Origin of the sequence: Planotetraspora kaengkrachanensis (assembly GCF_016862895.1) — a bacterium.
Classification (GTDB): Bacteria; Actinomycetota; Actinomycetes; order Streptosporangiales; family Streptosporangiaceae; genus Planotetraspora; species Planotetraspora kaengkrachanensis.
This window is the reverse complement of record NZ_BONV01000019.1, coordinates 11,622-24,832: the sequence shown is the minus strand read 5'-3', so window position 1 is coordinate 24,832 and position 13,211 is coordinate 11,622. Positions and strand designations below refer to the sequence as shown.

Annotated in this window: 13 protein-coding genes and 1 riboswitch; of the genes, 3 read left to right on the top strand and 10 right to left on the bottom strand. The window is 68.1% G+C overall.

All coding sequences use genetic code 11. From position 1 onward, the window contains the following. Positions 1-248: 248 nt before the first annotated feature. The 3 genes from Pka01_RS21565 to Pka01_RS21555 all read right to left on the bottom strand — a co-directional run bounded on the left by Pka01_RS21565 (position 249) and on the right by Pka01_RS21555 (position 2,629). On the bottom strand, positions 249-524 hold the full coding sequence (locus Pka01_RS21565) for a MoaD/ThiS family protein (RefSeq protein ID WP_203884638.1): 276 nt from the start codon (positions 522-524) through the stop codon (positions 249-251). Positions 525-568: 44 nt separating this feature from the next. Continuing rightward, positions 569-1,819 (bottom strand): threonine synthase, encoded by a 1,251-nt coding sequence (gene thrC / locus Pka01_RS21560; RefSeq protein ID WP_239115180.1) that lies wholly within the window; start codon positions 1,817-1,819, stop codon positions 569-571. Between the two features lie 14 nt (positions 1,820-1,833). After that, a riboswitch (SAM riboswitch) is annotated at positions 1,834-1,972 on the bottom strand. A 105-nt stretch (positions 1,973-2,077) separates the two neighbouring features. Continuing rightward, entirely contained in the window at positions 2,078-2,629 is a 552-nt protein-coding gene (locus Pka01_RS21555) for an RNA polymerase sigma factor (RefSeq protein ID WP_203884636.1), read from the bottom strand. Positions 2,630-2,698: 69 nt separating this feature from the next. Here Pka01_RS21555 and Pka01_RS21550 point away from each other — a divergent pair, with 69 nt between their 5' ends. Then, entirely contained in the window at positions 2,699-4,129 is a 1,431-nt protein-coding gene (locus Pka01_RS21550; RefSeq protein ID WP_203884635.1) for an alpha,alpha-trehalose-phosphate synthase (UDP-forming), read from the top strand. A gap of 122 nt (positions 4,130-4,251) precedes the next feature. Beyond that, positions 4,252-5,367, top strand: coding sequence for an MFS transporter (locus Pka01_RS21545; RefSeq protein WP_203884634.1), 1,116 nt, complete (start codon positions 4,252-4,254; stop codon positions 5,365-5,367). Between the two features lie 30 nt (positions 5,368-5,397). On the opposite strand, the gene otsB is transcribed toward Pka01_RS21545, so the two are convergent. After that, positions 5,398-6,201 carry a trehalose-phosphatase gene (otsB, locus tag Pka01_RS21540; protein WP_203884633.1) on the bottom strand — a complete coding sequence of 268 codons (804 nt, stop codon included), beginning with the start codon at positions 6,199-6,201 and terminating at the stop codon, positions 5,398-5,400. Further along, on the bottom strand, positions 6,198-6,479 hold the full coding sequence (locus Pka01_RS21535; protein ID WP_203884786.1) for a DUF3263 domain-containing protein: 282 nt from the start codon (positions 6,477-6,479) through the stop codon (positions 6,198-6,200). Before Pka01_RS21535 ends, otsB begins: the two co-directional genes overlap by 4 nt. 95 nt (positions 6,480-6,574) lie before the next feature. Between Pka01_RS21535 and Pka01_RS21530 the strand changes: the two genes are divergently transcribed. Continuing rightward, on the top strand, positions 6,575-7,390 hold the full coding sequence (locus tag Pka01_RS21530; RefSeq protein ID WP_239115179.1) for an SAM hydrolase/SAM-dependent halogenase family protein: 816 nt from the start codon (positions 6,575-6,577) through the stop codon (positions 7,388-7,390). Between the two features lie 37 nt (positions 7,391-7,427). Here the strand turns inward: Pka01_RS21530 and Pka01_RS21525 are convergent, their stop codons facing one another. The 5 genes from Pka01_RS21525 to Pka01_RS21505 form a co-directional block, all read right to left on the bottom strand. Next, positions 7,428-8,444, bottom strand: a complete 1,017-nt coding sequence (locus Pka01_RS21525) for an ABC transporter ATP-binding protein (protein ID WP_275414488.1) — start codon at positions 8,442-8,444, stop codon at positions 7,428-7,430. After that, positions 8,431-9,459, bottom strand: coding sequence for an ABC transporter ATP-binding protein (locus tag Pka01_RS21520; protein ID WP_203884630.1), 1,029 nt, complete (start codon positions 9,457-9,459; stop codon positions 8,431-8,433). Before Pka01_RS21520 ends, Pka01_RS21525 begins: the two co-directional genes overlap by 14 nt. A gap of 13 nt (positions 9,460-9,472) precedes the next feature. Then, positions 9,473-10,420, bottom strand: coding sequence for an ABC transporter permease (locus Pka01_RS21515; protein ID WP_203884629.1), 948 nt, complete (start codon positions 10,418-10,420; stop codon positions 9,473-9,475). Next, entirely contained in the window at positions 10,413-11,339 is a 927-nt protein-coding gene (locus Pka01_RS21510; protein WP_203884628.1) for an ABC transporter permease, read from the bottom strand. Before Pka01_RS21510 ends, Pka01_RS21515 begins: the two co-directional genes overlap by 8 nt. Positions 11,340-11,473: 134 nt before the next feature. Beyond that, complete coding sequence (locus Pka01_RS21505) at positions 11,474-13,153, bottom strand: peptide ABC transporter substrate-binding protein (protein ID WP_203884627.1); 1,680 nt, start codon at positions 13,151-13,153, stop codon at positions 11,474-11,476. Positions 13,154-13,211: the final 58 nt, after the last annotated feature.

Genomic DNA, 13,211 nt, shown 5'->3' with positions numbered 1-13,211 from the left:
GACTCCTCTTGCTGGGCTGGGGACCACGCCAAGAAGCCCCCGATTACGTCGATCGTCCTCGACCATACCCGTGTCAAGCCGTGGCACAACAGAGTCAATCAGCAAACCACTTCATGGCGTTCGCTCAAAGCTGTAAACGGCGAATATTCAGTTAGGGGCCGGATAGTTGATTATTGCACCATTTCCGAGTGGCGATTGACTTCGATAATGATAGAAGCGCATGTCAGGCCCATGCGCTTCCGGATCGATCAACCGCCGGCAACGGCCGGGATGACGGAGATCTGGCTGCCGCCGGGCGTGGGCGTGTCGAGCCCCTCCGTGAAACGGACGTCCTCTTCACCCACATAAACATTGACAAAACGCCGGATCTTGCCCGTTTCATCCAGGATTCGACCTCCGATGCCCGGATAGTCGGCGTCCAGCTTCTGCAGGACTTCCCGGAGCGTTCCCCCGTCGCTGGAAACCTCCGCGGCGCCGCTCGTGTAAGTGCGCAGAATCGTCGGAATCCGCACTGAAACGCTCATTTTTGGCTCGCTTTCTTGCTTCAGTTGGGCTTGGAGAAACGGCTTCAGTTGGCGAATGCCGTACGGAACGCCTCGAGGGAGGGGCGGATGACGGCGGTGGGCCGCGCCTCGGCGGCGACCGCGTCGAGCGTCTTGAGCCCGTCACCCGTGTTGAGCACGACGGTCTCCGCGTCCGGGTCGAGCACGCCGTTCCTGACCAGCTTGCGCAGGACGCCGACGGTCACGCCGCCCGCCGTCTCCGCGAAGACGCCCTCCGTCCGGGCCAGCAGCCGGATCGCCTCGACCACCTCGTGGTCGTCGACGTCCTCCACCGCGCCGCCGGTGCGCCTGGCGATGTCCAGCACGTACGGCCCGTCCGCGGGGTTGCCGATGGCGAGGGACTTGGCGATCGTGTTCGGCCGGACCGGCTGAACCACGTCGTGCCCCGCCTTGAACGCCGCGGAGACCGGCGAGCAGCCCTCCGCCTGGGCGCCGAAGATCCGGTACGGCTTGTCCTCGACGAGCCCGAGCTTGATGAGCTCGCGGAAGCCCTTGTCGATCTTCGTGAGCTGCGAGCCCGACGCGATCGGGATGACGATCTGGTCGGGGAGCCGCCAGCCGAGCTGCTCGGCGATCTCGTAGGCCAGCGTCTTGGAGCCCTCCGCGTAGAACGGCCGGAGGTTGACGTTGACGAAGCCCCACTTCTCCCCCAGCTCGTCGCCGATCAGCTCGGAGCAGAAGCGGTTCACCTCGTCGTAGGTGCCGTCGATGGCGACCAGACGGCCGCCGTAGACGGCGGCCATGGTGACCTTGGCCTCTTCGAGGTTCGCGGGGATGAAGACGCAGGAGTCGAGTCCGGCGCGGGCCGCCGCCGCGCCGACCGCTCCGGCGAGGTTGCCCGTGGAGGAGCAGGAGAGCGTGTGGAAGCCGAAGGTCCTGGCCGCCTCGAGGGCGATGGACACGACCCGGTCCTTGAACGAGTGGGTGGGGTTGCCCGAGTCGTCCTTGACGTGGAGGGAACGCAGGCCGAGCTCGGCTGCGAGGTTGTCGGCCTTGACCAGCTTCGTCCAGCCAGGCTGGAGGTTGGGCTTGGTGGCCACGTTCTCGGGAACGGGGAGCAGCACCCGGTAGCGCCAGATGTTGGTCGGGCCGGATTCGATGTCCTCCCGGCGGACATCCCCGAAGTCGTACGCCACCTCAAGTGGCCCGAAACACTCGGCACAGGCGAAGAGCGGACCGAGGTCGTAGACGGTGCCGCATTCACGGCACGAAAGACCGGTCGCGGGGCCGAACTGGGGGGCATCTGTAAGCGCCATGAAGCGAGGCCTTTCCCTCATCTTCGCTCGCGACCACCCTGATCACGAGCCGGAATTGGCACCTGTCCCGGCCGGCCTCGTGGTCACGAGTCGGACGCCGGGAAGGTTGCCGGGGCTTCGCAGGGCCGGTCCCTCCACCCCTCTGGATGAGCAATGTTCAGTTGTAGACCCGCCGAGCAGGTCTCTAGCACTGTACCCCGACGTCCCGCATGTCCGTTCCGTCGTCTCACGATCCGGGATACGAACGTCCGCCGCCGCTCAGCGGTACGCGTCGCCGAGCACCGCCTGAACGTACTTGCGCGCCTGGTGGATGCGCGACTTGGCGGTCCCGACGGGGATGCCGAGCTGGTCGGCGATCTCCGCGTAGTCGAGCTCGCAGATGTCGCGTAACACCAGGGCGTGGGCCAGGTCGGGCTTGTCCGCCTCCAGCGCCTCCATGGCGTCGAGCAGGTCCAGGCGTGACCCGGCGATGACGCTGACCCGCCGGGGGTCGGGCCGCTGCTCGGGCAGTTCCTCCACCTGTTCCGACGAGCGGCGCTTGAGCGACCGGTAGGTCGTCCTGGCGCAGTTCACCGTCACGATGTGCAGCCAGGTGCCGAACCGGGAGCGGCCCTCGAACCTGCTGATGTTGCGGGCGACGGCCAGCAGCGTGTCCTGCGCCGCCTCCTCCGCGTCCTGCCGGTACGGCAGAAGCCGCTCGCAGTGCCGGATGACGTCGGGCTCGATCCTGCGGAGCAGCTCGCCGAGCGATCGGTGATCGCCTTGCGCGGCCGTCCTGGCCAGCTCGTCGACCGCCTCGTCCAGTGCCATACGGATCAAGCCTTTCCGCGATTGACCGAGATCCTATTGATCGGTGTCAGCTTTGATTAATCTTCGTGCATGCGCGCCCACTCAGTCTTGATCGCCTCCAACCGGGGGCCGGTGGCCTTCACCCTGTCCGACAACGGTGCGCTGACCATGCGCAGGGGCGGCGGCGGCCTGGTCTCCGGCCTGTCGGAGGTGGTCAGGGGCACCGACGTGCTGTGGGTCTGCGCGGCCCTGTCCGACGGTGACCGCGGCGCCGTACGGCAGGCGCCCGGCGGACGCCTCGACCAGGCGGGCAACGACACCGGTCCGGTCCGCATGCTGGACATCCCCCCGCCGATCTTTCACCGGGCCTACAACGCGGTGGCCAACTCGACGCTGTGGTTCGTGAACCACCTGCTCTACAACACCCCGACCGCCCCGCAGTTCGACACCCGCTTCAGGCGCGAGTGGGAGTCCTACCGCGAGTACAACGGCGCCTTCGCGCTCGCGCTGGCGGAGGAGGCGGCGCACGACGCCAAGGTGATGGTGCAGGACTACCACCTGACGCTGACGCCCGCGATGCTCCGCGTCGAGCGGCCCGATCTTCGCATCAGCCACTTCTCGCACACGCCGTGGGCTCCGCCGGAGTACTTCTCCCTGCTCCCCGACGACGTGGCGGCCGAGGTCCTGTCCGGCGTCCTCGGGGCCGACCACGCCGGTTTCCTCACCGCCCGATGGGCCGGCGCGTTCATGGACTGCTGTGAGGCCTTCCTCGGGGCCAGGATCGACCGGGCCGCCCGCACGGTGACCCACGAGGGCAGGACCACCCGGATCGGGGTTCACGCCCTGGGTGTCAACGGGGCGGGGCTCCGGGCGCGGGCGGCCGAGCCCGACGTCGAGTCGCACATGACGGCGATCCGGGACCTGGTCGGCGACCGCCGGCTGATCGTCCGCATCGACCGGACGGAGCTGTCCAAGAACATCGTGCGCGGGCTCGCCGCCTACCGGGAGTTCCTCGGACGGCATCCCGAGTGGCACGGCAAGGTCGTGCATCTGGCCTTCGCGTATCCGTCCCGCCACGACCTGCCGGAATACCGGGAGTACACGGCCGCCGTCCAGCGGTGCGCCAAGGAGATCGAGGACGAGTTCGCCACCGACGACTGGGATCCGCTGATCCTCAACGTCCACGACGACTACGCCCGCTCGCTCGCGGCCTACCGCCTGGCCGACGTGCTGCTGGTGAACCCGATCCGCGACGGCATGAACCTGGTGGCCAAGGAGGGGCCGATCCTGTCCGAGAGGTGCGCGCTGGTGCTGTCCCGCGAGGCGGGCGCGGCGGCCGAACTGGGGCCGGACTCCCTGCTCGTCAATCCGTACGACGTCTCGGGCACGGCCACGGCACTCCACGAGGCGCTGATCCTCCCCGAGGAGGAGCGGATCAAGCGTGGCGTCCGGTTGCGCGAAGCGGCCACGGCGATGCCGCCGCACCGCTGGTTCGAGGACCAGCTCGCCGCTCTGGGCTGACAAAAGCACGAATGCTAGCCTTTCCCTCCATTTGACGTGCGAGTTCGGGGGACTGGGTGGACTCTGCCACGACCGTGCAGGCAGCTCGTTTCACTAGGGATCGTCCCACCTGGTTCATCTATTTGGTCCTTGCCACTTTCGCGACATATCTCTACGGTTTGTCGGCCGCGCTGCCCACGCTCCGCGCCGAACTGGGCGTCTCCCAGGCCGTCGGAGGGTTGCACGGCACGGCCATGGCCGTCGGCGGCGTCGTCGCGGGTCTCACGCTTCCGCTGCTCAGCGTCAGGTTCGGCCGCCGTGTCACGGTCTGGGCCGGACTCGTCGTGATGAACGCCGGCATCCTCATCGTGATCCTCGGCGACGCGCTTCCCCTCACCCTGACCGGGTTCGCGGTGGCCGGCACGGCGGGCTCGCTCACGCTCTACGTCGTGATGGCCGCGCTCAGCGACCACCAGGGTCCTGCGGGCCCCGCCGCCATCAGCGAGGCCAACGCGGTGGCGGTCATCGCGGGAATCGCGGTCTCCTACCTGTTCAGCGTGCTCGCGGGCTCCGCGGTCGGCTGGCGGGCCGCCCTGTGCGTCCCGGTCGTGGCCACCGCGCTGCTCGCCGTGACCATGGGCCGCGTATGGATCCCCCCGCGCCTCACCACCGCTCCCCCGGCCGCCGATCGACCTGCCGGAAAGATCCCCTTCGGCAGGCGTTTCCACATCGCGGGTGCCGTGCTGCTGTGCTGCGTCGGGCTCGAGTTCACCTTCAACCTGTGGGCGGCCGAACTGTTCGCCCAGCAGACCGGCCTGACGGCGGCGGCCGCCGCGAAGGGGCTGACCGCGATGCTCGCGGGGATGGCGATCGGCCGCTTCGGCGGAGCACGGCTGGCCCTGCGCTTCCGGCCGGGCCCGCTGCTCCTCGGCGCGCTCGCCGTGACCCTGCTGGGATGGGCGTTGTTCTGGCTCAGCACGTCGCAGGTGGGCGGTTACGCGGGGCTGGCCCTCAGCGGGCTCGGCATCTCCCTGCACTTCCCGCTCGCGCTGGCCAGGATCATCGACGCCTCGGGAGGCAGGCCGGACCAGGCGTCGGGAACCGCGTCGATCTGGGCGTCGGTCGGGTCGGGTGGCGGCCCGTTCGTCCTCGGCGTGCTGGGCGACGGGTTCGGCACGCACGCGGCGTTCCTGCTCGTACCCGTGCTCATCGGGCTCGCCGCGCTCGGCGTCCTCGATACACGCCCGCTCACAGAGTGATCGCGGGAGCTCACCGGCTGGTCGTGCGACTCAGCGGCCGGCCACCCGCCCGCTGATCGTCCGGAGCAGGTCCACCACACCCGCCGGGCCGTCGACGACGATGTCCGCCCGCTCGGCCAGCGCGGTCACCTCGGCGGAGCCGCTGCACACCCGGACGCCGGGGATCGGCGCGGCCACCACCGCGTCGAACGCGGCGATGTCGCCCAGATCGTCCCCGACGAACATGACGGAACGCGCCTTCCGCTCGGCGAGGAACCTCGACAGCGCCCGGCCCTTGTCCACGCCCGCCGGCCGCAGCTCGAGCACCAGCCGTCCCGGCTCCACCACCAGCCCCGTCTCCATCGCGAGCTCGGCGACGGGCCCGCGCAGAGCCTCGAGCGCGGCCTCGGGATCGGGACTCGTCCGGGTGTGGACGGCGACCGCCTGCCCCTTGTCCTCGACCAGCACGCCGTCGAAACCGTCCACGATGAGCGGGAGGCGCTCCCGCACCTGCTCGAGCCCCCGGGAGGGAGGCGGAGCGGTGATCCGGCCGGATTCCCACCGCTCCAGCCCGTAGTGCCCGAGGATGACGAGGCCGGGAACGTCGGAGAGGGACGGCCCGGAGTCGCTCGTCCCGAGCGCGAGAGCCGTACCAGGGGGACGGCCGGTGACGATCACGATGCCGCCGACCCGCTCGGCCAGTTCGGCCAGAACTCCGGGGGCATCGGGGTGGATCCGGGCGGCCGCGGGGTCGGCCACGATGGGGGCGAGGGTGCCGTCGTAGTCGAGCCCGATCACCGCGCCCTGCGGATCGTCGAGCAGGGCCTCGAGCCCGGCGTGCCGGGGGATCGTCATGGGTTCAGACCGAATCGCCGGGCCGCGCGCTCACGCCTGCGGCCGGCCCGCATCCGGCGTAAACGTTTGACCAGCATCGGATCGTGCTCCAATGCCTCCGGCCTGTCGATCAGCTCACCGAGGAGCTGGTAGTAGCGCGTCGCCGAGATGTCGAACGCCTCACGGATGGCCTGTTCCTTCGCTCCCGCGTACCGCCACCACTGGCGCTCGAACGCGAGGATCCGGCGGTCTCTGTCCGAGATGACAAGCCCATCGCCGTCGGCCGGTTCGGTTTCCATCCGCTCCTCCTCGATGGGCTCGCGGCGCCCGCCATCATCGTAGTAGGCAATCCCGGGGTGTTCAGGCCGGAAGGGCAGTCGTAATGTCACCAAGTGTGACCTCAGTAATCACGCTTCTGACCGACTACGGGCTCGAGGACGGCTTCGTCGCCGCCTGCCACGGAGTCATCGTCGGTATAGCGCCAGAGGCGAGGATCATCGACGTCGGCCATCTCGTCCCCACCGGGGACGTGCGGCGCGGCGCGGCCATCCTCGCGCAGACCACGCCGTACCTGCCCGTCGGCGTCCATCTGGCCGTCGTCGATCCGACCGCCTGCGGCGCCGGACGGGCGGTCGCGGTGGAGGCCGGGGGCCGGGTGTTCGTCGGGCCTGACAACGGAGTCCTGTCGTGGGCCGTCCAGGCCGTCGGCGGTGCCGAGGCGGCCTACGAGATCGCCAACGAGGAGCTGTTCCTGCAGCCGGTCTCGCCCACGTTCCACGGCCGGGACGTCTTCGCACCCGTGGCCGCGCATCTGTGCGCGGGCAGGAGCCCCACGGACGTGGGGCCGCCGATCCCGGGGAACAGCCTGGTCCTGCTGCCGGCCCCGATGTGCCGGATCCGCGACGGCGCCGCCGAGGGCGAGGTCCTCTGCGTCGACCGCCACGGCAACGTCCAGTTGTCGATCACCGGGGGCGACGTGGCGTCCCTGGGCGTCCGGGCCGGCGACATGCTGACCGTCTGGCTGGGACGACGGCAGATCACCGTTCCGTTCCGCGACACGTTCACGGCGGTACCGCCAGGCGACCTCGTCGCCTTCACCGACTCCGCCGGCCTGGTGGCCATGGCGATCAACTTCGGCGACGCGGCGGAGCGGCTCGGGCTTCCGCCCGGCGCACACGTACGGCTCTCGCCGGTCCGCCAGCAGGCGTGACTCGGGCGAGAGCCGTAGGTGGAGGTTGCCGCGAAGGCTACGACTGGGTGTGGACCACGTCGCGAGCCTCGGCGAAGTGGCATGCGCTGAGGTGGTCGGTGCCCGGGCGGATCTGGAGGAGAGGCTCCTCCTTGGCGCAGATGTCCTGCGCCTTCCAGCAACGGGTGCGGAACCGGCAACCCGAGGGCGGGTTCGCCGGCGACGGCGGGTCACCCTGGAGGATGATCCGCTGCCGGGCCTCGCGGCCCTCCGGGTTGGGCACCGGCACCGCCGAGAGCAGCGCCTGCGTGTAGGGGTGGCTCGGCCGGTCGTAGATCTGGCTGTCCCCGCCCAGCTCGACGATCTTGCCGAGGTACATCACGGCCACGCGGTCGGAGATGTGGCGGACCACCGACAGGTCGTGGGCGATGAAGATGTACGCCAGGTTGAACTCTTTCTGGAGCCGGTCCAGCAGGTTCATGACCTGGGCCTGGATCGACACGTCGAGCGCGGAGACCGGCTCGTCGCAGATGATGATCTCGGGCTGGAGGGCCAGGCCCCGGGCGATGCCGATGCGCTGCCGCTGACCGCCGGAGAACTGGTGGGGGTAGCGGTTGATGTGGTCGGGGTTGAGGCCCACCACGTCCAGCAGTTCCTGCACGCGCTTACGGCGGCCGGCCTTCGGCACGACCTCCGAGTGGATCTCGAACGGCTCGCCGATGATGTCGCCGACGGTCATCCGGGGGTTCAGCGAGGTGTACGGGTCCTGCATCACCATCTGGATGTTGCGCCGCATGCGCTTGAGCTCGGAGCCCTTGGCCTTGGTGATGTCCTTGCCGTCGACCACCACCGAGCCGGACGTGGGCCGCTCCAGCGCCATCATGACCTTGGCCAGCGTGGACTTGCCACAGCCTGACTCGCCCACGACGCCCAGCGTCTCACCGCGGTGCAGGTCGAAGGAGACCCCGTCGACGGCCTTGATGGCGCCGATCTGCCGCTTGAAGACGATGCCCTGCGTCAGAGGGAAGTGCTTGACCAGGTCACGGACTTGAAGGATGGGCTCAGCGGGAGCCATCGACAACCTCCCTCCAGTAGTGGCAGGCGCTGCCACGATTGCCACTGATCGGATACAGCGGGGGGATCGCGGTGGCGCAGTCCTCTCGCCGGTAGGGGCAACGGGGGTGGAAGGCGCAGCCCGACGGCATCTCGAGCAGGTTCGGCGGCATGCCCTTGATCGCGTACAGTTCCTGGCCCTTGAGGTCGACCCGGGGGATCGACTCGAGCAGACCCCTGGTGTAGGGGTGGGCCGGGTTCGCGTAGAGGTCGTGCACCGGCGCGGTCTCGACGATGCGGCCGCCGTACATGACGGCGATCTTGTCGGCCACGTCGGCGACGACGCCGAGGTCGTGGGTGATCAGGATGAGGCCCATGTTGCTGTCGCGCTGGAGGTCGGCGAGCAGCCCCATGATCTGGGCCTGGACGGTCACGTCGAGCGCGGTCGTCGGCTCGTCCGCGATCAGGATCTCCGGGTCCAGCGCGATCGCCATGGCGATCATGATGCGCTGGCGCATACCACCGGAGAACTGGTGCGGGAAGTCGTTGACCCGATCCTTGGCCCCGGGGATGCGGACCCGGTCCATCAGCTCGACGGCCTTCTTCTTGGCGTCCGACCGCGAGGCGCCCCGGTGGATCCGGAACATCTCCGCGATCTGCCAGCCGACGGGGAAGACGGGGTTCAGCGCCGAAAGGGCGTCCTGGAACACCATCGAGATGCCCTCACCGCGGATCCTCCTGCGCTGTTCCTCGGACAGCTTGAGGATGTCGACCCCGCGGAAGCGGATCTCCCCACCGGTGATCTTCCCGGGGGGCATGTCGAGGATGCCCATGATCGTCTGAGCGGTCACGCTCTTGCCCGAACCCGACTCGCCCAGCACCGCCAGGGTCTCGCCGGGGTTCACGCTGTAGGTGACGCCGTTGACGGCCTTCGCCACGCCCTGACGGGTGTGGAACTCCACCTGGAGGTTCTCGACCTCCAGGAGGGCGCCGCTGTAGGAGCCTCTGCCCGTGGGCTCGGAAAGCACTTCTACCACTTGCTGTGCCTCCTCAGCGAAGCTTGGGGTCGAGGGCGTCACGTACGGCTTCGCCCAGCATGACGAAGGTCAGCACGCACAGGGACAGGAACGCCGCGGGGAACAACATCGCGTGGGCGCCGGTCCTGATGTAGCTCGTGTGGTCGGCGATCGCGATGCCCCACGAGATGACCGGCTCGCGCAGGCCGATGCCCAGCAGCGAGAGCGTCGCCTCGGCCCCGATGTAGCTGCCGATCGTGATCGTGGCGTACACGAGGATCGGCGCCAGGGAGTTCGGCAGGAGGTGCTTGAAGATGATCCGGAACGGACCGGCCCCCAGAGCGCGCGCCGCCTGGACGTAGTCCTGGTGTTTCGCCTGGATCACCGACGAGCGGGCGATGCGCATGAGGATCGGCCACCCGAGCACGGCGAGCACGACGATGACGACGGCCATGATCGTCGCCCTGTCGGGGCTGCTCTGCGCGGGCGCGATGGTGCCGAGGATGATGATCGCACCCAGCACGTACGGCACGCCCAGGAAGATCTCACCGACGCGGGACAGGACCGAGTCGACCCAGCGCGCGTAGTAGGCGGCCAGCACGCCGGCGATGCCGCCGAGGACCACGGTCAGGAGTGTGGCGAGCACGCCGACGATGATCGAGGTGCGGGCGCCGTAGATCGTGCGGGCGAAGACGTCGCGTCCCTGCAGGTCGTAGCCGAACCACGCCTCCCCGCTCGGCGGCTCCATGCTCTTGGCCAAAGTCGCGTAGTCGGGGTTCTTGCCCGTGAACAGCGACGGGAAGGCCGCCATGAGCAGGAACAGGACCAGCATGGTCAAGGAGATCCAGAAGATCTTCCTGCGCTTGAGGATGTCCCAGGTGTCCTGCCACAGGCTGCGGGGCTTGTTCGAGGCCGACACGACCGATGCCGCGGGCCCCTCGCCGCCGTGAATCAGGTCCTGTGTTACGGAGGGGTCACTCATAGCGGATCCTCGGGTCGAGCACGCCGTAGAGGAGGTCGACGAGCAAATTCGAAACCAGGTACACGAGGACGAGCAGCGAGGCGATCGGGACGACGATCGTGTAGTCCTGGCCCGTGATCGCGCGGTAGAGAAGGCCGCCGATGCCGTGGATGTTGAAGATGCCCTCGGTGATGATGGCGCCGGACATCAAGGAACCCACCTCGGTGCCGAGGAAGGTCAACACGGGGATCAGCGAGTTGCGCAAGAGATGGACGCCGACCACTCGCCGGTTGGTCAGACCCTTGGCGATGGCCGTGCGGACGTAGTCGGAGCGGCGGTTCTCCACGATGCTCGTCCGAGTGAGGCGGGCGGTGAACGCCATGTTGAGGCTGGCGAGCACGAAGGCCGGGACGAGCAGCTCGGTGATGGTCGCCTCGTCGGAGACCGTCGGGGTGATGACCTGCAGCTGAACGCCGAGCAGCCACTGGAGGAGGAAGCCGGTGACGAAGACGGGGAGCGAGAGCAGGAACAGCGTGGAGATGGTGACCACGTTGTCGATGAAGCCGCCGCGCTTGAGGCCGGACAGGACGCCGGCGCTGATGCCGATGACGGCCTCGATGGCGACCGCGAGGAGCGCCAGGCGGATCGTGATGGGCCAGGCGTCGCCCAGCTGGGCCGCCACGGGAACCTGGTTGAAGTCGACACCGAGGTTGCCGGTGAGCATGTTCTTCAGGAACTGCCAGTACTGCACCAGGATCGGCTGATCCAGGCCGAACTGCGCCCTCATCGCGGAGACGTAGCTGTCCGGGCAGGGCCGCTGGCCACATCGGCCGGCGAAGGGGTCGCCAGGAAGCTGCCACACCATGTAGTTGATGAGGAATGTCGTGCCGAGCAGCACGGGTATGAGTTGCAGCAGGCGCCTGATGGTATATCGGCCCATGCGCACCTCCTGTCTGACGCTAGAGGTCGTACAGCGTTCCCCCGTAGGTCAACACAGGGGCGGGCGTTAGTTGGACAGCGACCGAGGCCGGCCCCGGTCTGGGACCGGCCTCGACTTACGTGCTAGCCGAAGGCTCAGGCAGCAGCCTTGATCTGGATGGAGAGCGGGTCGAGCTCGCCGAACGGCGTGACCTTGACTCCAGTCACCCACTTCGAGGTACCGGCCTGCAGACCGTACGACCACAGCGGGATCGTCGGCAGGTCCTCGGCAAGCATAGCCTCGGCCTGCTGGTACAGGCTCACCGACTGGTTCTGGTCCGTGGCCACGTCGGCCTCGTGCAGCTTCTCGTCCAGCGCCTTGTTGCTGTACAGACCGTCGTTCGAGGACGCGCCGGTCTTGACCAGCGGGTTCAGGAAGTCCTCGATGTGCGGGTAGTCCATCTGCCAGCCGGTGCGGAACATGCCCTTGATCTTGTGCTCCGTGATGACGCTACGGAACTCGTCGAACGTCGGCATGGACTTGCCCACCACGGTGAAGCCGGCGTCGCTGCCCAGGGCCTGGTTGATGCTGTTGGCCATGGCGTCCACCCACTCCTTGTGCGCGGAGTCGCCGTTGTACCAGATCGGGAATTCCTTCGGCGGGGTGTAACCCTCCTGCTTGGCCTTGTTCAGGAAGTCCTTGGCCTTGGTCGGGTCGTAGGTGCAGAACTCGCCGCAGGAGCCCGCCTTGTAGCCCTCGACGATCGGGGAGACCCAGCTGTCGAGCGGCACGCGGCCCTTGTTGAAGATCTTGTCGGTGATCGTCTTCCGGTCGACCGCCAGCGAGATCGCCTTGCGGAAGTCGGCGTTGCCGCCGAACTCCTTGTCGTACAGCGGGAACGACACCGTCTGGATGACGCCCTGCTGACCCTCGATCGCGCGGTCACCGAGGTCGGTCTTCCACTTGTCGCCGGCCAGGGCCGACGGCGGGATCAGCTCGGTGAAGTCGAGGTTGTTGGACACCAGGTCCGCGTAGGCCGCGTCGTCGTCCTTGTACATCTTGTAGACGATCTGCTTGACCTTCGGCTTCTCCGCGCCCGCGTAGTCGGGGTTGGCGGCGACCACGATCTGCGAGTTGTGGTCCCACTTCACGAACTTGAAGGGGCCGTTCGTGACCGGGTTCTGCGCGAAGCCCTGGGGGTTCTTGAAGAAGGCATCGGGCAGCGCGGCGAAGGTGATGTAGCCCAGCTTCGTCCGGAAGACCGCCGTGGGGGCGTTGAGCGTCACCTTGAACGTGGTGTCGTCGACGACCTCGAGGCCGGACAGCTTGTCGGTCTCCGGCTTCGGAGCCTCCTTGGGCCCGTCAGGACCGTCGGGGTCGGCCGTGTTGACCTTGTCGAAGCCCTGGACGTCCGCGAACCACGAGCTGCCGATCTGCGCGTTCGGCGAGTACGCCGTGTAGTTCCACGCGTCGACGTAGTTCTTCGCGGTAACCGGGGTGCCGTCGCTCCACTTGAGGCCCGGCTTGAGCTTGATCGTCCAGACCTTGTTGTCGGTCGTGTCGATCGATGCGGCCTGGTCGAGCTCGGGGGCGGCCGTGTCGGGGTTGTACTTCACGAGCTTGCTGTACACGAAGTCGTTGACCGTGCCGCCGCAGGTCTCGTTGATGTTGCCCGGCACGAAACCGGTCTGCGGCTCACAACCGCGGATGTAGACGGTGCCCGTGGCCGTACGGGGGTTCCCGCCGTCACTGGAGCTGCCGCCGCCACCGCCGCACGCGGCGACCCCGAGCGCTAGCAGCGCGGAGCCTGCGGCGATCTTCGCGCCCTTAGTCACGCGCATAGTGGATTGGTCCTCCCTCTAAGGATGGGCGTTCGCGCTGGTAAGGTCCCCG